Raw genomic sequence first — 22605 nt, 5'->3', positions numbered from 1 at the left:
TTTTCTGCTTTTTCTTGTTGTCCAAATATTGGTTAAAATTCCTTCTCTAAAAAAGTAACTTTATCGTAGACTAAAAAACTTTCATAACCCCTTCTTAACATATAATCACAGAATTTTTTTCTCTTTTTGAGCACATTTTTTTCCTGAATACCATTCCAGCATCTTTCAGAAAGTTGTTCGAAAGTCGTTTCATATTCTTCAGCTGATATTTCTTTCAATGCCATAGTGATATTGAAAGGTGAAATATGCCTCATTTTAAGCTCATTTGTAATCCTGATTCTTCCCCAATGTTTTATGCGATGTTTTCCTCTGGCGAAACTGCATGCAAAGCGTGTTTCATTCAAAAAGTTACTTTCAATTAACTGAACCACAATAGCATCTATTTCGTCAGCTGTCATTTTGAGGCTGTATAATTTATTGACAACCTCAGAATGACACCTTTCCTGATAGGCGCAAAAGTGTTCTAATTTTAACAAAGCTTCTTTATTTGTCATGACTTTAACCGGTTATTTTTAAAATGATAAAATTTTGTTTTTTTTATATAAAAAGTAAGAATTTACAACTAAAACTGTATTTTTTTGGGAAAACTAAGTTAAATAATTCAAGTATTTATAATTTTCGTAAGTAAATACCACTTTTTTAAATATAAATCGCTTTATTTCAGTAACTTAGATACAGTACTTTATTTGTAATAAATGCTGATTTCAGACTAATCTTAAAGTCGCAAAAAAAATCTTTTTTTTCAGTATTTCCTATAGATAGTACATAATAAATTATAGCCGTTAATTTTTAATCCTACTATTATGAGACTAAAACTATCTTTATTTGCCTTTTTTATTTACATTTTCTCATGGTCTCAGACCACAAATACATTTACAAGCAATGGTTCATTTGCAGTGGCGGCAGGACTTACATCCGTAACAGCCGAATGTTGGGGAGCCGGAGGAGCCGGAGGAGGAAATGATACCAGTACGTCTGCGGGTGGTGGCGGTGGCGGTGGTTATAGTAAAGCTACAATTACCGTAACTCCAAATTCTTCAATAAGTTATGTGGTTGGCTCCGGAGCTGCAGGAACTAATGCAAGTGGTATTAGTGGAACAGCATCCAGTTTTTCAACTGTAGTAGCTAATGGTGGCGTTGGAGGTACAAGCGGAACTGGTGGTGCTGCAGGAATTGGTGGTGCAGGTGGCGCGGGCACAACTTTTTCCGGCGGAAAAGGATCTAACGGAAGTCTTGTACTGGGATTATTATTTTCAGGAGGTGCAGGAGGAGGTGCCGGAACCGCTGCAAATGGTAATGATGCAAATGGTGTTAATGGCGCAGCTGCTGTTACAGGCGGTGGAGCTGGAGGTTCGGGAGCGACTTTAGCCGGTAATGGAGCTAATGGAGTTACACCGGGCGGCGGCGGCGGCGGCGGTTTGGTTTTGCTGGGTATTGGAAATAATAAAGGCGGAAATGGCGGAAATGGACAAATAAAAGTAACCTATACATGCCCAACCTACAGCACGACAGGTGCAGCAGCAAGTAATGCGTGCGCAACAGTAGGAACTTCTATAATTACAGTAACAGGTAGCGCAGCTAATTTACCTGTGGGAACATATACGGCAACTTATAATCGCAGTAGTCCTGCACTAACAGGATTAACAGCAGTGATGACAGTAAGTACAGCAGGTACAGGAACATTTACCGCTGTGGGTTTAACCACGGTAGGAACTAGTGCCATAACAATTACTGCATTGGCATCCGGAGTTTGTTCCTCAACTATTTCAGTGACAAATGTGGCAAACGTAACAATTTCGGCAGCAAGTGCAGGAGGTTCAATTGCGGGAGGATCAACAATTTGTAGTGGCTTTACAAGTGCAGCATTATTATTGTCAGGACAAATGGGAACAGTAGTGAACTGGCAATCTTCGGTAAGTCCTTTTACAGTATGGACAGATATTTCAGGTACTGCCGGACTTACAACATATACATCAGGAGTATTAACACAAACAACTCAATTTAGAGCCGTTGTTCAAAACGGACCTTGTATTTCTGGAAATTCCAGCATTGCAACTGTGACGGTGAATACTTTACCGGCAGCTCCGGTCATTGGAACAATAACACTTCCTACTTGTACGGTTCCTACTGGTACAGTTGCTTTAAGCGGATTACCTTCGGGTGGTACTTTGACTATGAATCCGGGTGCAATTGTAAAACCATATACAGGAACAACCGCAACCGTTTCAGGACTATCTGCCAATACATATACATTTGTTGTTAGTAACGGAACCTGTACATCTGCAAGTTCAGCTAATGCCGTAGTACCGGGATTGGTTACCAATACCTATACCACATCCTGGTCTAACGGTACACCAACTGCTGATCAAAACATTATTTTTGCAGGAAATTATACATCTCCGGGTTCGGGAACAGAAATTACGGCTTGCAGCTGTACAGTAAATCCAGGAGTTAATGTTTCGATTGTGGCTTTTGATACTTTAACTTTAACTAACGCGCTGACAAATAGCGGAGGAACTTTAACATTTCAAAATAATTCAAGTTTGTTACAAACAACAAATGCCGTTAACGTGGGTAATATCGTTTATAAGCGTACGACCTCAAACATCCGTCTTGCGGATTTTATCTACTGGTCCACACCGGTTAATCCGCAGAAATTAGTGGATGTTTCTCCTTTGACTTTATCTGATAAATACTTTGGATTTGACGGAACATCTTGGGTACCAACTCTTGCAAGTTCAAGTATGGTAATTGGTAAAGGTTACATCATCCGCGGGCCACAAACATATTCGACTACTGTGGGTGCTGATTATACAGCATCGTTTATTGGTGTTCCAAATAATGGCAACATCTCTGCGGAAACAGTACAAACAGGTAATTTTTATTTAGTTGGAAATCCATATCCGTCCGCTTTAAAAGCCGAAACTTTCCTTGGAGCAAATGGATTTTTAGATGGTACGCTGTATTTTTGGACCCATAATACCGCAGTCGTTTTTGGACCGGGATATCAATATAATTCAAATGATTATGCAAGCTATAATTTGAGTGGCGGAGTTGCAACTGCCCCGGCACCAACCGGAAGTATTCCCGGAAATAATAACAATACTCCTTCGGGTAGAATTGCTGCCGGTCAATCCTTTTTTGCAAGTGCGAATGCTCCCGGAACTATTGCATTTACGAATCTAATGAGAATTGGAGGCGCAAACAACAATCAGTTTTTTAAATCTGAAAATTCAAAAGAGGAAGAAATTGAAGCGCATCGTGTTTGGCTGAACATGACAAATGAAGGCGGCGCTTTCAAACAATTGTTAGTGGCATATGTTGATGGAGCTACCAATGAGTACGAAAACAGATTTGATGGTAAAAGTTTCAATGCAAATCCGTACCTGGATTTTTACAGTGTAGATGCTGAGAATGATTATGTTATTCAGGGCAGAGCGTTGCCTTTTCAGGATACAGATGTGGTTCCTTTGGGATATCGCAGTACAATTACCGGTGATTTTACAATTGGAATCGATCATGCAGAAGGCGATTTAGAAACTCATCCTGTTTATCTTGAAGACAAAGTCGAAAATGTTATTCATGATCTGCGTGCAGGCAATTATACTTTTACAACCAGATCAGGAACATATGATGATCGATTTGTATTAAAGTATAGCAATTTATCATTAGGAGTAGGAGATAATGACGCTCAAAATACTGATTTACTGATTGCTGTAAAAGATAAAATAATTACAATAAATTCCTTCGGAAATGAAAATATAAGCACCGTTTTTATCTATGATTTATCCGGTAAACAAGTTTATAAAAAAACGGATATTTCAGGTAATAATTTAGTAATTAATAACTTAAAAGTTCAAAATCAGGTACTGCTTGTAAAAGTGATTTTAGATTCTCAGAATATTCATTCGAAAAAAATAATTTACTAAATAATTCACTTTTCAGTTAAAAAAATCCATTTATAGATTTATAAATGGATTTTTTTATGCAAAAAATTAAAAAATGAGCTTTCAAAAAGTAAGTTTTTTTAGCTGAAACATTTTTTTTAAAACCAATAAAATGCATTTCATCGGATATTTTTGCATTTTGTCGGATAAGCATGTTTTTGAAAAAAAAGACTTGCGAAACCCTCTTTTTTGCACTTTATTTGACGCATAATTTCTTGAAGGAAGATTGACAAATCTTTTTAGTGTTGAAATTTAAATGATTGTGTTTTTGATGTAGTTGGGTTAGTTTTTGCCTGTTTCTTTTTGAAGATTTATTTTGTAAATAAATGCTTTCAAACGAATGGAAAATATTTTAAGAAATTAAAAGGCAAAATAATGTTGATGGAAAATTATAGATTATTAAAAAACACCTCTTTGCTTTTTTAAGAAATATTCCAAAAATAAAATATAAAACCCAATACCTGTATGATTCAAAAATTACTTTTGTTCGTTCGTTCTTTATTTTTAAAATTTAATTCTTCTTCTTCAGAAAGGTCTTTTATTCCAGGTTTAAAATTACTTTGTGTGGCGATGTTTTTTGTTGTGTCATATTCTAATGCTGCGACTTTCTTTTCAAGACAATCGGGAAATTGGAATGATGTTAATACATGGTCATCTACTTCTGGCGGCGGTTCAGCGGGAGCTATTCCTATGACTAGTGACGACGTTATTATTGAAAATAGTAATTTAATTACAGTAACTGCAAATGCTAGATGCAAATCATTGGTATTTAATACTAATACAAGCACTCTGACTGTAAACTCAGGTTTTACATTAATAGTCACCAACGCAATAACCATAAATTCTTCTAATTCAAGTTTTCGTACTATAGCCATTAATGGCGGTGGAACTCTTTCTGTTGGTTCTGTTATTGTTGGTTTAACAACAAGTGATCCTACAGTATTAATTACAACTACCTTAATTTCAAATATTACAACCTTTAATGTTTCTGGGAATATAACTCTTAATAGTACCAGAAATACAAATACTAATAATGCAATTTTCAATCTTGAAAGTGGTACTCTTGATATTACGGGTCAAATCAGAGCCGTGAATGAAAACACCAATAATAATCCTGTTTTCTCAATGGCAAGTGGTGCTCAATCCGGTACTCTTTTGCTTGCTAACGCAACTGCTTTTTCTCAAACCGGACCGGGAACAAGTACATTAAATTTAAACGGAACGGGATCAACTGTAAATTATGATGGAACTAATCAATCAGTATTTGCGGCGTCGCCTTATAATAATCTTATCATTTCAGGGAGTGGTACTAAATCAGTTTTAGGAAATATCACTGTGAACAAAGATTTTAGATTATCAGGAGGTACTTTTGTTTTAAATAATGCTTCTAGTTTTGTATTTACAATTTTAGGCGATTATACCCAAACAGCTGGTGTTCTTGATTTTAATGCAGGAACTTCAGGAACTACTAATATATATTTAGCAGGAAATTTAAGTAATACTGCAGGTGCTGCGTCAATAACAACAACCGGACAGGTTAAAAATGGAATTATAACGTTTAATGGTGCAGGAACCCAAACTATTAATATACCAACTGCTGGTGCTGCTATATGGGCAAAGTACATCGTTAATGCAGGAAGTACATTAAAATTAGCTTCTAATCTAACACTAAATACTGCAGATCCGGCTAGTCAGGCTGATTGGACTGGAGATCTTATAGTAAACAATACAGGAACGATTGATTTTGGAACTTTTCAGGTTTCTTCATCAGGAGGAGTTGCCGGATCTGCTATAGTTACAGTAAATTCAGGAGCAAATGTTATAACTGCAAATGTGAATGGATTGAATGGATCTGTTTCATCGACAAATTTAAATCCGACTTTTAGCCCTCTTGCTAATTATACTTTTAATGGTTCGTCTGCTCAGGTTACAGGAGCATTATTACCAGCTACTGTTAATAATCTATCTATCGCAAATACTGCTGGAGTTACTTTAAGCAAATCCACAACGGTTTCTAATGATTTTTCATTAGCATCAGGTGCAAAAGCTAGTTTAAATTCATTTACACATAGTGCTAAAACGTTAACATATAGTAGTAATGGTCAGAATGCAGGATCTTGGGGAAGTACAGCTTCTGCTGCTACTAATAAAAGTGCTGCTTATTTTGGTACTACTGCTTCAGGAATCCTTAATGCATCTACTGCTGCTTGTACTGCAGGATATTGGACAGGCGCAACAAGTACAGATTGGAATACCGCTTCAAACTGGTGTGGAAACGTAGTCCCTACAAATTCAACGAATGTAATTATTCCGACAGGAACTCCCAACATGCCTACTATTGCGGCGGGTATAACCGCAGTTGTCAATAATCTAACTATAAATGCTTCAGCTTCCCTGACATTAGTGAATAGTGCAACAAGTTTATTAAACATAAGCGGGAACTTTGCGAGCAGTGGAACTTTTAATGCTGGTGCAGCAAGTACTATTAGTTTTATAGGAGGAACTCAAAGTGTTGCAGGTGTTACTTACGGTAACTTAACACTTTCTGGTGGCACTAAAACATTTGCCGGAAATACAATAATAACAAATAATTTAGTTGTTAATTCTGGGGCTGTTATAAATCTAAATACAATCACAACACATACAGCGGGTACACTAACTCTTAATGGTTCAGGTCCGTTATCAAGTACATGGGGAGCTTCAGGTTCAGGAGCTGCAAATACTAATGACACTTATTTTACCGGTTCAGGAAGAATTACAATTAATGGAACACCTGCTTATCCGGCAATTGATAAAAATTTCGCTTCTTATGCAAAAGGGATATATGGAAAAGTAGCCAATTCGTATGCTGAAAATGCTAGTCCTCTTTTCAGTGCTCCTTATGGTACTGTTTTTATAAATGTTGATTTTGCAAGTTACGGATTACCTTCAGGTTTACCCGCACCTTTTACTTTGGGAACTTGTGATGCTGTTAATAGCCGAACAATAGCAACAACATTTCTTGGAAATACAACTGCAACGATTCCGGCAACAAATGCTGTTTTTGGAGATCCTTGTTACAGTACAGTAAAAAGACTGAGTATTCAGGCTACTTACACAGAACCAATTTGCAATAATACAAGTCCTGGTTTAATTACAGGTTCAGATCCTACAGGCGGGAATGGTACTTATGCTTTTTCATGGTCAGTAAGTACAACAGGTGCAACATCAGGTTTTACAGCTGCACCGGGAGTTAATAATGTCAGAGATTATACTCCGGGCTTACTTACCACTACGACTTGGTATAAAAGAACTGTAACTTCTGGAATGTACACTAGCGAAACAATCGTTATTGTTCCGGTAAATCAAATACCTGTTGCACCTACTACAATAACAGCTCCGGTCTCAATTTGTGCCGGGAATCCAACTACTCTAACTGTTAGTGGAGGAAATAAAGGAGGAAATGGCGGTTATGCACAATGGTTTTCAGATTCTTGCGGAGGAACATTAGTAGGAGAAGGTGATAGTATAACTTTGACTCCTACAGCAAATACAACCTATTATGTTCGATATAAAAATGGTTGTACTACAACAACTTGTATTTCAACTACCGTAACATCAACTGTTTCTGCAACTGTTGCAGCTGCTGCAACTGACGTATGTACAAAATCAACAATTCAAACTACGCCATTAGCATATACTTCTGCGACAGGAACTCCAAATAGATATAGTATTGTATGGAGCAATACTCCAACTAATTCTTTTGTGAATGTTACTGATATTGCCATTACTAACCCAATTTCTATCTCAGTACCTGCTAATACTGCTGCAGGAACTTACACAGGAACTATTAGTTTTAAAAATGCAGGTAACTGTTCTAGTTTTGGAACTACTTTTACAGTAACAATAAATCCTTTGCAAACAGCTCCTACTGTAACAACAGTTCAGCCAACATGTGCAGTAAATACAGGAACTATTACTATTACAGCGCCAACAGGAGCCGGAACAACTTATAGTATTAACGGCTCAACCTATACAAATACAACAGGAATATTTGCAGGTCTTGCAGTAGGGTCTTACAATGTTACGGCTAAAAATAGTTCAGGATGTACATCACCAATAACAGTAGTAAATATTATAGCAGCTACAGTTAAAACATGGACTGGTGCAACCAGCACTAGATGGGATTTAGCAACAAACTGGAGTCCAAGCGGAATTCCTAGTGCTGCAGATTGCGTAGTGATTCCTAATGTAACAAGAAAACCTATTATTTCAGGAACTGGAGTAAATGGTGCTGCGCAGGCACTTACAATAAATGCGAATGCTTCTTTATCGGTTTTTAGCGATAATACTTTAACAGTTACAAATGCAATAAATGTAGCTACGACAGGATCTTTAGTATTTGAAAACCATTCAGGTTTGCTTCAGTTAAATGATAGTCCTACTATTAATACCGGTAATATTACATATAAACGTATAACGCCACAAATTCGCGTAGCCGATTTTACATACTGGTCAACACCGGTAAGTCCTCAGACATTACTTGGTGTTTCCCCTTTAACTTTATTCGATAAGTATTTTGGATTTGATGGAGATAATTGGGTAGGTACAAACTCAAGTACAGTAATGACTGTTGGTAAAGGGTACATTATTCGTGGTCCGCAAACTTATTCAAGAACTGTAAAAGCAGATTATGAAGCTTCTTTTATTGGAGTTCCAAATAACGGAGATCTTTCAGGAGAAACACTGGCGGCAAATAAGTTTTATTTAATTGGTAATCCTTATCCTTCAGCTTTAGATGCTAAGAAGTTTTTAGCAGCAAATACTTTTCTAAATGGAACTCTTTATTTCTGGACTCATAATACACCGGTAGTTTTTGCACCTGGATATTTATACAGTTCAAATGATTATGCTGTTTATAATCTTACAGGAGGAACAGGGACTTTAGCTGCAATTAGTGGTTCAATACCAGGAAATAATGCTGCAATACCATCTGGTAAAATAGCGGCAGGTCAATCATTTTTTGCAAGTGCCGGAACATCAGGAGGTACCGTGACTTTTAATAATTCAATGCGTTCAGGATCTGTAGATAATACACAATTCTTTAAACCGGGAACAACATCAAACGGAACAGAAGCAAATCGTGTATGGTTAAATATGACAAATGACGGCGGTGCATTCAAACAACTGCTTGTGGGTTATGTTGATGGAGCCAGTAATGAATTTGATAAAAATTATGACGGTTTAACTTTTGATGGTAATGATTACATTGATTTTTATAGTTTGGCTAACGACAATAAATATGTAATTCAGGGACGTGCATTACCATTTTCAGATGCTGATACAGTTCCTTTAGGATACCGTACTACAATTGAAGGTGACTTTACTATTGCAATAGATGGAACTGATGGAAGTTTAAGCAATCAAAACATTTATCTTGAAGATAAAACAACCGGTAAAGTACACGATTTGACAGCTGGTAATTACACTTTTAAAACTGCGACAGGGAATTTTACAGATCGTTTCGTATTGCGTTATACCAACAAAACATTAGGAATTGGAGATGTAGAAAACGCTGACAATAATCTTATAGTTTCAGTTAAAGACAAAGTTGTCAAAGTGACTTCAACAAAAGAAAACATCAAACAAGTTACTATTTTTGATATAACCGGAAAACTTCTTTATGACAAAAATAAAGTGGGAACAACAGAATTGCAATTACAAAATTTACCATTCAGCAATCAGGTTTTATTAGTAAAAGTTATTCTTGAAAATAATTCGGCAAAAACTAAAAAAATAATATTCAAGTAAAACATTTAAACTACTTATTTTGTAAAATCCATTCCGTTATGCGGAATGGATTTTTTTTTGGAGAAGATCGAAATTATCACTTAATCTTATTATGGAAAGATGGATAAAAAACACTATAATTGCAGTTAATTCTTACAATTATAATAAATAGCTGTAATTCAATCTTCTTTATTTTGATTAGAAAATTACTTTTTTTAGTACTATTTCTTGGTTTATTCGCTGAGGTTCAGGCGCAACAAGGAAAATTAGACATCACCTTTAATACCCTTGATAACGGATTAAACGGCGATGGTTTCGACAAAACAGTTCGGACTTTATCATTACAATCAGATGATACACTTATCGTTGGTGGTGAATACTTAAATCTCAACGGAATTCCAACGTCATATTTAACCAGGTTAAATCCGGACGGATCAATCGATGATAGTTTTAACTTAGGAACAGGTTTTAATGGTAAAGTCTATACTTCGCTTATTCAAGCAGATGGAAAAATAATCGTTGCAGGAAATTTTACCTCTTATAATGGCAATAATGCAGGAAGACTTATTCGGTTAAACCCGGATGGTTCACAGGATACAACATTCAATACCGCGATAGGAGCGACTAACGGAATCATCTACAAAGTTTGTCCTCAGTCTGATGGGAAAATTATAGTCGTAGGAAGTTTTACTAAATACAACAATGTTACAGTAAACAGAATCGCCAGAATTTTACCAACCGGAGTTTTAGATACTTCTTTCAATACGGGATCAGGCGCCGCTTTGAATATTACAGATGTTGTAATTTTATCAGATAATAAAATTGTAATCTCAGGTAATTTTATTTCATTTAATGGACTTACTGTAAACAAGATTGCCCGTTTACTTTCGGATGGAAGCATTGATACTGGTTTTAATAGTGGTTCAGGCTTTAATGAAGATGTTAACGCCATGATTTTACAGCCCGACGGGAAAATTATATTAGGCGGAAAATTTACAGCTTATAACGGAATCACTGCAAATAGAATTATCCGACTTAATAAAGATGCCACAATGGATCAAAGCTTTTTATCAGGATCTGGTTTAAATACAGATGCTGTTCAGGTTATTAAAACAGATAATTTCGGCAATATAATGGTTGGAGGATCTTTCAAAGGTTTATATAATGGAAATGAAGTAAACCGAATGTTTCTTTTAAATTCAAACGGAACTCTAAATTCAAATTTCGATATAGGCTCAGGACCAGCATCTGCAGCTGTTTTTGCTTTCGAAAACGCTCTAGATGGATCTTGGTATATCGGAGGTTCATTTTTAGTTTTTGATGGTCAAAATCAAGGTAAATTAGCCAAAGTTGATGCAAAAGGAGAACATGATACATCATATTTAGCTTCCGGAGTTGGTTTTGATAATGCGGTTCATAAAGTGCTATCATTAAAAGACAGAAAGACAATGGTATTTGGCAATTTTACTAAATTCAATACCCTTTTTGCACCAAGAATAGTCAGGCTTTTAGAAGATGGTTCATCTGATGCAACCTTTAATTCAGGACAATCCGGAGCCAATAATCTTATAAAAACCGCAGTTTTGCAATCAGATGGGAAAATCATTTTAGGAGGAAATTTTACAAAATACAATGATATTATTTCTAACCGCATTGTCAGGATTTTATCTGATGGAGCTATTGATAATACATTCAATATTGGTAATGGATTTAAAACTCAGGTCTATGCAGTAGCGATGCAGGATGAAAAAGTAATTGTTGCAGGAAATTTTACAACTTATAATGATGTACCAGCCGGAAGAATAGTAAGGTTATTAGAGAATGGTATACGTGATCCGGGTTTTAATCCAGGTCTTGGCGCAGATGCAATTATTGAAGCAATATTGGTTCAGTCAGATGGGAAAATTCTGGTAGGCGGAAGATTTAATACTTTTAATGGTCAATCCTTTTCTCGATTAGTTCGCTTGAATTATGACGGAAGCATTGATTCTGATTTTAATATTGGAACTGGTTTTGACAAATTTGTCTACACAATAGCATTACAATCAGATCAAAAAATAATCATAGGCGGAACATTTTTAAGTTACAACGGAAACTCTCAAAAACGAATTTTAAGATTACATCCTGGCGGAAGTTTAGATACTACTTTTGATTCCGGTTCAGGATTTAGTAATGGTGATGTTTTAAGTCTTTTAATTCAGCCCGATGATCGAATTTTGGTTGGAGGTACTTTTTCAGGAACTTATAAAACCCATTCCTCTTTGCGATTGATTCGTTTACAAAATTCAGGAGAATATGATGATGCTTTCAATGCAGATTTAAATGGAAAATTGAATACAATGGCTTTTACATCAGATCACAGACTAATGATTGGCGGAGATTTTAATTCCGTTTCAGGGCTTTCGAAACATAGAATTGCGCGCCTTAAACTTTGCCTGGAATCTACAACCTGGAATGGTATTTCATGGTCAAATGGTTTACCGTCAGGCGGAAAAGAATTGACTTTCAACGCTGATTATCACAATTTAACTTCGGTAAATGTTTGTAGCTGTTCAGTTGAAATCGGGAAAACCGTAACACTTTTAAGTTCCAATACTTTAAGTCTTGAATTTAATTATTCAGGACTTGGAACATTAATTTTAGAAGATTCAGCCAGCTTATATCAGTCAGATGATGATATGGTAAATACTGGAATTGTAGGTGTAAAAAGAAAATCTTCCCCCATTTTAAAATTCGATTATACCTATTGGTCATCGCCGGTTCAGGATCAAAAACTAATAGATGTTTCTCCCAATACATTATGGGATAAATATTTTTCGTTTGATTATCAATTGGGAGATTGGAAAGATGAAAATTCTTCTAATATGATGACATCCGGAAAAGGATATATTATTCGCGGACCACAAGACTTTTCTACAACCGTTCCTTCACAATTTGAAGCAACATTTAAAGGAATTCCCAATAACGGAAAAATTGATTTAGATGTAGGAATTGATACTTATAATCTAATCGGAAATCCTTATCCATCAGCTCTAAATGCTGATTTATTTTTGTTGGGCAATAAAGCAAACTTAAAAGGAGCGCTTTATTTCTGGACACATAATACGCCCTATAATTTTAGTGAATATTCTTCAAGTGATTACGCCGTTTATAATTTGTTGGGCGGTGTAGGAACACGAAGTTCGGTTTCTGCAGGAGTTAATGAAACTATTCCGGACGGAACAATTGCTTCCGGACAAGCTTTTTTTGTGGCAAGCAAAAATTCAGGCAATGCCGAATTTAATAATAGTATGCGAATACAAAACAAAAATTCAAGTTTTTTCAAACCCGCAAAAAATACCAAACTGAACAATACCAACCAAATTGAAAAACAACGTGTCTGGCTAAATTTTGAAAATAAACAAGGAGTTTTCAAGCAAATTTTACTGGGATATATCCAAGGAGCAACAAATTCATACGATGAAGATTATGATGCAGAATCCTTTAATGGAAATCAATATTTAGATTTTTATAGTATTACTGATCATAAAAATCTAGTAATTCAGGGACGTGCTTTACCCTTTACAGATAATGATATAATTCCGTTAGGATATAAAACAAAAATTGCGGGAGAATTCACAATATCAATTGATAACATTGATGGTGATATAAGCAATCAACCCATTTATATTGAAGATAAAACAACCGGAATTACGCACAACTTACAAAGCAGCAATTATACGTTCACCACGATCGCAGGAACTTTTGAAGATCGATTCCTTATAAAATATACAGATAAAACGTTAGGAACAAAAGATTTTGAAAATCCCGAAAACGAAATTTTAGTTTCAGTTACAAATAAAGTAATCAACATAAAATCATCAAAAGAAAACATAAAAGAAGTTACTGTTTTTGACATCACTGGAAAACTACTTTACAATAAAAAGAAAATAAATGCTTGCGATTTGCAAATTCAAAATGTATCAATAAATAATCAGGTTGTATTAGTGAAAGTCATTTTAGAAACTGATTTTATCGTGACGAGAAAGATTGTGTTTTAGAAAAACTAAAGGCTATCGATTGAATATGTGCAAATGTAATTTTTCAAAACCGATTGCTCTGAACTCTATCACTAGCAGGGTAAGAGCAATATGAATCGTTAACGATTTTTATTTAAGCCTTGTAATGGCGAAAAGCTTAATCGGAATTTTCTTTTATCATTTCATGCTAATTTTATTCTGAATTAATTTCGTAGTGCGCTGCACTACGCTAGTGCTTTTAGGCTTTCAGCCTATTTTTTTAAAGGTTTTGAAACTTATTATTTCAGATCTGCGTAATATAACGCTCCGCTGGAGCTCGTAGAGTCCCAGAGGGACGTAATATTTATAGAAAATTTATAGTTAACGACATACAACCAACCCCATAAGAGTGAAATATAAAAATAAGAAACGTAAAAGATATCGCTCCGCTGGAGCTTATAAGCGCTATGAATAATTGGCTATAAATGTAACACTCCGCTGGAGTTTTTAGAGTCCCAGAGGGACGTTATATTTGTAGAAAATTTATAGATAACGACCTACAACCCCATAAGAGTGAAATATAAAAATAAGAAACGTAAAAGATATCGCTCCGCTGGAGCTTTATAAACCCTATGAATCATTGGCTATAAATATAACAATCCACTCGAGTTTTTAGAGTCCCGGAGAGAAGTATTATTTATAGAAGAAATTATAAAACGATTAATAGAACGCAGAAATTATAGTTTATAATAAAAAATATTACGACACTTTTCTTAAAAACGTCTTTTCTAAATTTCCGTGGGTATTCTGCATTGCTTTCTCATTTTTGTAATCAATCCATTTCTGACCTTTTACTTTTCGCATTAAAATATCAAAATGACGCATAATAAAAATATTATAAGCCGCTTTAGATAAGTTGACAATACTTTTAGGGAAAGAACGCAAACTCATAGAAAATCCGGGAGTTAAATATTTCATATAATGCCAGTAACCTTCGGGCATGTATAACATTTCTCCATGTTTAAGATTCGTGATAAAACCTTCGGCATTTTCAAGGGCAGGAAATTTTTCATAGTCGGGATTGTCAAAATCAATGTCTTCTCGTGAAATTAAAGCGTGCGGAACCTTGTACATATATTTGGATTGATCCGGCGCAAAAAGCATACATTGTTTTTCTCCATGAAAATGGAAATGCAAAATATTCGAATAATCAATATCATAGTGCATGAATACCCTTGAGTTTTCACCGCCAAAAAATAACATTGGCAACTGCTTGACTAATCTCAAACCAATATCCGGCCATAAAAAATCACTCTTTAAAGTAGGAACTTCCTTCATTAAATTATAAAGAAAGATACGGTAATTGGTAGGCCTTGACTCTAATAAATTGATATAATCGCCCATTTTCATTTTAGTATGCGCTTCATTAAAGCCATCTTCATGATTAACAGGTCTGTTGTCGTATAAAGGAACGACAGTATCGCCGGCGATATCTTTGATATAGTTTAATTTCCATTTATGATAAGCCGGCCAGTCTTCGGTTAGCTCTTCAACAACAACGGGAATTTGTTTTTTGACATATTGGGAAATAAAATCAGATTTTGAGATCTTTTTTACCCTTTGGATTTGTTGTAACTTCATCTCTTTAAAATAAAAAAATTGCTTATAGCTCAGTGCTACAAGCAATTTAAAAATATTTGTCGAGAAGTATTAACTCATTTAATTAAATTTTTGCTTTAATCGAAGCTTCAAGGTTGCGTTCAATTGTATGTCCCGGTCTTGACCATCTTGGTTTTTCGCCAAGCGGAGTAAACTGAGAATCGGCAGCTTCTACTGTTTGAGGTTGTGAAACCTTAACAAATGGCTTTTGCGGAATCAAACCTAGTAGGTCAAACATTTTCATGTCTTCCTGAACATCAGGATTTGGCGTTGTAAGCAATTTATCTCCTGCAAAAATAGAATTGGCACCGGCAAAAAAGCACATTGCCTGACCTTCGCGGCTCATATTAGTTCTTCCTGCAGACAAACGAACCTGTGTATCCGGCATTACGATTCTGGTAGTAGCCACCATTCTGATCATTTCCCAGATTTCAACAGGTTTTTCTTCTTCCATCGGAGTTCCTTCAACTGCAACCAAAGCATTAATTGGCACAGATTCCGGCTGAGGATTTAAAGTTGAAAGTGCTACAAGCATTCCCGCTCTGTCCTCGATATTTTCTCCCATTCCTATAATTCCTCCGCTGCAAACCGTAACGTTCGTTTTACGAACATTTTCAATAGTCTGCAAACGATCTTCAAAACCACGGGTTGAAATTACATCTTTATAATATTCTTCAGAGGTATCTAAATTATGATTGTAAGCATATAAACCGGCTTCTGCTAAACGCTGCGCCTGATTTTCGGTAATCATGCCTAAAGTACAGCAAACCTCCATATCCAGTTTATTAATAGTACGAACCATTTCTAAAACCTGATCAAACTCTTCACCATCTTTTACATTTCTCCATGCCGCACCCATGCAAACACGCGATGATCCGCTTGATTTTGCACGCAAAGCCTGAGCTTTAACCTGACTTACACTCATTAAATCATTTCCTTCAACTCCTGTATTATAGCGCGCAGCTTGAGGGCAATAACCACAATCTTCAGGACATCCTCCCGTTTTAATAGAAAGCAAAGTAGATACCTGAACAACGTTAGGATCATGTTTTTCTCTGTGTATTGTTGCCGCTTCATAAAGCAGGTCCATCAAAGGTTTATTATATATGGCGATTATCTCGTCTTTAGTCCAGTTGTGTTTTGTAATGCTCATTGATACATTGTTTTTGTGAATCAAAAGTAATTAAATTGTTTTAATCACCAAACGTTGAATTTTGTAAATGATTTCTTAGGAGATATTCTAAAAACAAAAAACACCCTAAAATCATATAATTGTGATGATGATTTTAGGGCGATTTTGTTTATTTCTAAGAATTAATCGGCTACATATTTATTATTCCAGTACAGCATCATCATTAAAGTAACAATGACAGATGAGGCAAGTCCTTCAAAAAGCAGGCAAATGCAATAGGTAGGTACAGATGGGTCTCCGCCAAACATAAAAGTTTTAGAAAGCGTTTCAACATAAGCATCGCCACCTCTGGCATAACTGTAAATTAATAATCCCAGGACACTAAATGAAACTCCCACTACAGAAGTTGTCATTGCAGAAACCGCATTCGATACAAAATTAGTTTCACCTTCCTTCAGATTCATTTGCATCGTTCTGTTTACACCATAAAAGATAAAAAATACATTTAAGGTTCTCAGGTAAAATAAATGAGAAAGCCCTAATAAACTCATCAATAAAAAATAAATGCCTATTCCGAGGAAAATCAAAAAACCGTTGGTAATTTCTTTAGGTAAATTCATAATGGTTATTTTTATAGAAGTTAATATTAAATCTTTGATAAACAGAGTTCTATATCAAATTTAATAAAAATATAGCTACGATGATTTAAAAGTGAAGGAAAAGAAATGGTCATTAGAAAAGTAATAAAAAGTAACGCAGATATTTAAAAAATTATTTACTAAAAGTATAGTCCCGATGGGAATTTTATTTGTTTTGCGTCGATGTTTTTGTTACCAATATTTAACTCCTAGCGGAGTATGTTGCGAAGATTGTAAATGAATTTTGTTTCTTCCGAGTATATTTTAGCTTATAGAAGATATATTGGAGAGATTATATATTGGTAGAAAATAATTTGTTTTTTCCAAATGTATATTTAACGCATAAAAAAGATATCTTGGAGAGATTATATGTTGGTAGAAAAATGATTTGTTTTTTCAAATGTATATTTAACGCATTAAAAAGATATCTCGGAGAGATTACATATTGGTAGAAAAAAAATGTAAAAGATTAATTTTGTCCCAGCGGGACTACATGTCTACAATGCCCTAATAAATGCCAACGCATCCTTTTCATCCTGATTTAATTGGGCCTTAAGCAAATCAAGAGAGCCAAATTTTTGCTCTTCGCGAAGATATTGTAATAATGAAACTTCAATTTTTTGACCGTAAATATCTTCATCAAAGTCAAATAAATTCACTTCGATAGTTTGGTTTTGTCCATTTACAGTAGGATTATATCCAATATTCATCATCCCGAAAACTTCCTTTTCACCAATTAACGCTTTAACGGCATAAACACCAATTTTTGGAATCAGCTTATATTCTTCATCAATTTTAATATTCGCAGTTGGGAAACCAATAGTTCTTCCTAATTGTTTTCCTTTTACAACTTCGCCTGATAAAAAATAAGAATACCCCAGATATTCATTGGCAAGAGCCATATTTCCTTCGTTTAAAGCTTTTCTGATCTTCGTCGAACTTACTGAAACATCCTGAATTTCCTCAGCCGAAATCTGTTCTACTTCAAAACCATATTCTGCTCCAAAAGCAATTAAATTGTCAATATTAGCCGTTCTGTTTCTTCCGAAACGATGATCGTGTCCAATAATTATTTTCTGAATATGAAATTGATCCACTAAAATAGAATGCACAAATTCTTCCGCAGTTAATCGGGAGAAACTTTCGTTAAACGGATGAATTACAAGATTTTCAATTCCGGTTGCTTCCAGAAGTTTAGTTTTTTCAGAAATGGTATTCAAAAGTTTAATTTCTGATTTTTCCTGTAAAACCATTCTTGGATGTGGAAAAAAAGTAAGTACTAAACTCTCATATTTTCCGTTTTCAGTATTTTGAGTAATTCGTTCAAGAATTTTTTTGTGACCAATATGTACGCCGTCAAAGGTACCAAGAGTTAAAATCGTTTTCTTGGTTGACTGAAAATCGTTTATAGAATGAAAAAGCTTCAAAACAAATAATTTAAGATGGTGCAAATTTATACTATCTAATTTGAATTTAATACTAAGCCCAATTGAATTTTGATGCGAATTGGTTTCTTTTTGTGAAAATGAAGCAACTCGTCGACAAAAAAGCATTAATTGTCGTATATATGTAAGAATTTAATTTAATTCACTTAATTTTGAATCTTTAATAGCCTTCAAGTATGAAAAAAAATCTACTTTTTTTGTTTTTTATTTTTTGTTGTGCAACGATTCATGCACAAAATGATGATTTGTGGCAAAAAGTCAGTTCAAATTCTGTAACCAAAAGAGCAAATTCATCAGACCCGGAAAGACTTTATTATAAGCTTAATATCGACTTTTTAAAAAATAAACTTTCAGCTGCGACTAAAACCGCAAAAAGCAGTACGGAAATTACTATTCCAAATTCTAATGGTGTTTTAGAACGATTTACAGTTTGGGAATCCTCTAATTTTGAACCGGAATTACAGGCAAAATATCCGGAAATAAGAGCTTACGAAGGAAACGGAATCGATGATAAAACGGCTAAAATTCACTTTAGCATAGCGCCAATTGGATTCCAGACAATGGTATTGCGTGCTGATAAACCATCTGAATATATAGAGCAAAATCCGGATGATAAAGCGCAATATATGGTATTTGCTAAAAATGATGCAACTTCAAGAAGTTTAACTTGTAAAACTACAGGTGTACTTTCGAATAAAAATAAACCATCAACATCAAAAACGACCGCGAGCAATAAAGTTTTTAAAACGTTGAGATTAGCACTTTCTTCTACCGGAGAATATACTGCTTTTTTTGGCGGAACAAAAGCGGGTGCTTTAGCGGGAATGAACGCAACTCTGACCAGGGTTAACGGAGTTTTTAATCGTGATCTTGCCGTACAATTATTGTTGATTGCTACAAATGATGCTATTATTTACACCAATGCAGCAACAGATCCGTATTCTAACGCCGCGGACGGAATAAAAAATTATCCAAATCGTGATGATATTCAGGTTTGGAATGTAGAAGCGCAAAATAATATAACAAGTGTAATTGGCGAGGCAAATTATGATCTCGGACATTTATTTGGAGGTTCCGGAGGCGGAGGTAATGCCGGTTGTATAGGATGTATCTGCGATAGTCCAACATCGTCAAATATTACTGCAAAAGGAAGCGCTTATACGTCACCATCAGACGGGAAACCGCAAGGAGACACTTTTGACATTGATTTTGTAGCGCATGAAATAGGGCATCAGTTAGGCGCAACTCATACTTTTTCGTATGGTATTGAAGGAACAGGAACAAATGTTGAACCCGGAAGTGGTTCAACGGTTATGGGATATGCAGGAATCACAGATTATGATGTTCAGGAGAATTCTGATGACTATTTTGCTTTTGCCAGCATTTTTCAAATTCAAAATAATCTTGCTTCAAAAACCTGTCCCGTTAGTACAGCTATTACTAATAATCCGCCAACTATTAATGCCGGATCAGATTATACAATCCCAATAAGTACACCATTTATTTTAACCGGAACAGGTTCAGATCCTGAAGGCGGAACTGTTACTTACACTTGGGAACAAAATGATAGTGCAACAACAACTTCGACTTCTAACAGTATTGCATATCCTACAAAACCTGATGGTCCGTTGTTTAGATCTTTGATTCCAACAAGCTCTCCGGTTCGTTATATGCCAACTTTAAGCACTGTTCTTGAAAATAAATTAACCACAACCTGGGAATCTGTTTCGTCTATTGCAAGAACGTTGCATTTTACTTTAACAGGAAGAGATAATGCCGCACAAGGAACAGCTCAAACCAGTACAGATGCTATGATTGTAAATGTGGCGGCAACTGCGGGACCATTTACAGTAACTTCTCAAAACGGAAACGATGTTAGCTGGCAACTGGGATCAAGTCAAACCATTACCTGGAATGTAAATAACACCAATACTTTGCAAGGTTCATCAAATGTAAATATCAAATTATCAACTGACGGAGGTTTAACATTTCCTATAACATTAGTTTCAAATACCGCAAATGATGGTTCTGAAACAGTTCAGATTCCTACAAGTATACAAGCATCAACAAATTGCAGACTTATGGTAGCGCCAACAGCAAATGTTTATTACGCCATAAACAGCAAACCTTTTGCAGTAGGGTATACCGCCACAACAACTTGTGATTCGTATAGTTTCGGAAACAGTTTTGCAATACCTTTTCAGCCAACTTTTTCAACCAGAACGGTAAATGTTCCAGCTTCAACCGGATCAGTTTCTGATGTTGATGTTTTAGTAAATGTAACACACGACAGACTTTCGGATCTTGAAATTCAAATGGTAAGTCCAAAAGGAACAATTGTGAACGTTTACAATAGAAGTTGCGGAAACATAAAATCTACACTTGCACTTCAGTTTGATGATTCTGGAGTTCCATTAGATTGTTCAAAGACCACAAGTCAAATTGTTGTTCCACTTGAAGCATTAAGCGTTTTTAATGGCGAAAATCCTCAGGGAACCTGGACGTTTAGAGTTCGTGATGCGGTTTCCGGTAATGGAGGAACAATAAACTCGGCATCGGTAAATATTTGCAACCAGACTTTTACATTAGGAACGCCGGATTTAAGCAATGTAGAATTAGTCCTGTATCCTAATCCAAATAAAGGAAACTTTACAATCCAATTTTCAAGCGACTCTATCAACAGAGTTCAGGTTTATGTACATGATATTTTAGGAAAACAGATCTATTCTAATTCTTATAATATCACCTCTTATTTTAATCAAAACATTCAGCTTTCAGATGTTTCATCAGGAATGTATTTTGTTACCATTATTGATGGAGACAGAAGAACTGTGAAGAAAATAGTAATTAATTAATTTGTTCCCCACGGGTTTTACGGATTAAACAGATTGTCACGATTTTATATTGTTTAATCGCGATACGATCAAATATATCAGCCACGAATTTCACGAATTAATACGAATTAATTTGGGAAATTTGTGGTTTTTTTTTAGCATTTCGTTTTATGAAAATCTAAGCGAACCAATAAAAAAAAACCAGCGTAAATCCGTTTGATCCGTAAAACCCGTGGCTACTAGTAAAGAAAACACTTGTGATTCTGCCCACGGGTTATACAGATTTAAACTGATTCTCACAGATTGATTTTAGCCATGAATTGTAAAAACAAATTCGTGCTAATTCGTGAAATTCGTGGCAAAAAAAAACCAGCGTACACCCGTTTAATCCGTAAAACCCGTGGGCAAAAAATAAATTTAAGAATTAGCCATTGCCATGCAAACAATGCTGATTCTGGCTCCGGGAATTTTTAATAAAGCCCGTGAACAAGCTTCAAGAGTTGCGCCGGTTGTTAAAACATCATCGACAATTAAAAAGTGTTTGTTTTGATTTTCTTCTGTAAAAGTGACATCAAATATATCTTCGATATTATCAGATCTTCCTGCCAGATTCTTTTTTGATTGTGTTTTAGAATATTTCTTTCGATACAAAATGCCTGTATTATAACTAATATCCAAACCTTCGGCGACAGCCACACCAAAAGTCGTAACCTGATTGTAGCCGCGTTCCCTGAACTTTTTAGGATGTAAAGGCACAGGAATTACAACATCAAAAGGAGTTTCTAAAACCAATTCCTTTAAATCCTCAACATACCAATTTCCTAAAACGGTACCAATTTCTTCGTGACCCTTGTATTTGAGGTTGTGGATTAGTTCCTGAACGATGCCTTTTTTGGTAAAATATAAAAGTGCCGACGCATGTTCAATAGCAATTTTGCCATAAAATTTTTTGACAGCTTCGTTTTTTGGGTCTAAATGATATTGTGTCAGCGGTATTTCATGTCGGCAATTAGTACATAAAACAGTTTCGGCGGGAATCAAAATAGTATGACAGCCCGCACAAACTTTAGGGAAAAACAGGTTAATAATATAATTAAACACAAATAGAAAGAATTTAGTTACAAAAATAACGAAATCAATCCTTCAATCTTTGTTATTTTTCTTTTTTTTAATCGGACTTTTT

Annotated in this window: 10 protein-coding genes; 4 read left to right on the top strand and 6 right to left on the bottom strand. The window is 35.2% G+C overall.

What is annotated here, in order from left to right; genetic code table 11:
• Positions 1-32 precede the first annotated feature (32 nt).
• Entirely contained in the window at positions 33-494 is a 462-nt protein-coding gene (locus ACHRVX_RS06840) for a regulatory protein RecX (RefSeq protein ID WP_395330583.1), read from the bottom strand.
• Positions 495-803: 309 nt separating this feature from the next.
• Between ACHRVX_RS06840 and ACHRVX_RS06835 the strand changes: the two genes are divergently transcribed.
• The 3 genes from ACHRVX_RS06835 (at position 804) to ACHRVX_RS06825 (ending at position 13756) form a co-directional block, all read left to right on the top strand.
• Positions 804-3929 (top strand): T9SS sorting signal type C domain-containing protein, encoded by a 3126-nt coding sequence (locus ACHRVX_RS06835; protein ID WP_395330581.1) that lies wholly within the window; start codon positions 804-806, stop codon positions 3927-3929.
• Between the two features lie 483 nt (positions 3930-4412).
• Positions 4413-9737: a T9SS sorting signal type C domain-containing protein gene (locus tag ACHRVX_RS06830; RefSeq protein ID WP_395330579.1), complete on the top strand. Its 5325-nt coding sequence runs from the start codon at positions 4413-4415 to the stop codon at positions 9735-9737.
• Between the two features lie 173 nt (positions 9738-9910).
• Positions 9911-13756 (top strand): T9SS sorting signal type C domain-containing protein, encoded by a 3846-nt coding sequence (locus ACHRVX_RS06825; RefSeq protein ID WP_395330577.1) that lies wholly within the window; start codon positions 9911-9913, stop codon positions 13754-13756.
• A 717-nt stretch (positions 13757-14473) separates the two neighbouring features.
• Here ACHRVX_RS06825 and ACHRVX_RS06820 read toward each other — a convergent pair.
• The 4 genes from ACHRVX_RS06820 to ACHRVX_RS06805 form a co-directional block, all read right to left on the bottom strand.
• A complete protein-coding gene (locus ACHRVX_RS06820; protein ID WP_395330575.1) occupies positions 14474-15355 on the bottom strand; it encodes a cupin-like domain-containing protein in 882 nt (293 codons plus the stop codon).
• Between the two features lie 82 nt (positions 15356-15437).
• On the bottom strand, positions 15438-16526 hold the full coding sequence (gene bioB / locus ACHRVX_RS06815) for a biotin synthase BioB (protein WP_395330573.1): 1089 nt from the start codon (positions 16524-16526) through the stop codon (positions 15438-15440).
• 161 nt (positions 16527-16687) lie between these two features.
• On the bottom strand, positions 16688-17125 hold the full coding sequence (locus ACHRVX_RS06810) for a hypothetical protein (protein WP_395330571.1): 438 nt from the start codon (positions 17123-17125) through the stop codon (positions 16688-16690).
• Between the two features lie 515 nt (positions 17126-17640).
• Entirely contained in the window at positions 17641-18570 is a 930-nt protein-coding gene (locus tag ACHRVX_RS06805) for a bifunctional riboflavin kinase/FAD synthetase (RefSeq protein ID WP_395330569.1), read from the bottom strand.
• Positions 18571-18764: 194 nt separating this feature from the next.
• Here ACHRVX_RS06805 and ACHRVX_RS06800 point away from each other — a divergent pair, with 194 nt between their 5' ends.
• Positions 18765-21443, top strand: coding sequence for a reprolysin-like metallopeptidase (locus tag ACHRVX_RS06800; RefSeq protein ID WP_395330567.1), 2679 nt, complete (start codon positions 18765-18767; stop codon positions 21441-21443).
• Positions 21444-21839: 396 nt separating this feature from the next.
• On the opposite strand, the gene ACHRVX_RS06795 is transcribed toward ACHRVX_RS06800, so the two are convergent.
• On the bottom strand, positions 21840-22523 hold the full coding sequence (locus tag ACHRVX_RS06795) for a ComF family protein (RefSeq protein ID WP_395330564.1): 684 nt from the start codon (positions 22521-22523) through the stop codon (positions 21840-21842).
• Positions 22524-22605 lie beyond the last annotated feature (82 nt).

Origin of the sequence: Flavobacterium sp. FlaQc-47 (assembly GCF_044006475.1) — a bacterium.
GTDB lineage: Bacteria > Bacteroidota > Bacteroidia > Flavobacteriales > Flavobacteriaceae > Flavobacterium.
The sequence above is the reverse complement of the archived record's forward strand: the minus strand, read 5'-3'. Positions and strand labels throughout refer to the sequence as shown.

Bases quoted from the DNA above. Each gene is read 5' to 3' on its own strand.
- ACHRVX_RS06840 (WP_395330583.1), bottom strand. From the start codon at position 494: ATGACAAATAAAGAAGCTTTGTTAAAATTAGAACACTTTTGCGCCTAT.
- ACHRVX_RS06835 (WP_395330581.1), top strand. From the start codon at position 804: ATGAGACTAAAACTATCTTTATTTGCCTTTTTTATTTACATTTTCTCA.
- ACHRVX_RS06830 (WP_395330579.1), top strand. From the start codon at position 4,413: ATGATTCAAAAATTACTTTTGTTCGTTCGTTCTTTATTTTTAAAATTT.
- ACHRVX_RS06820 (WP_395330575.1), bottom strand. From the start codon at position 15,355: ATGAAGTTACAACAAATCCAAAGGGTAAAAAAGATCTCAAAATCTGAT.
- bioB (WP_395330573.1), bottom strand. From the start codon at position 16,526: ATGAGCATTACAAAACACAACTGGACTAAAGACGAGATAATCGCCATA.
- ACHRVX_RS06810 (WP_395330571.1), bottom strand. From the start codon at position 17,125: ATGAATTTACCTAAAGAAATTACCAACGGTTTTTTGATTTTCCTCGGA.
- ACHRVX_RS06800 (WP_395330567.1), top strand. From the start codon at position 18,765: ATGAAAAAAAATCTACTTTTTTTGTTTTTTATTTTTTGTTGTGCAACG.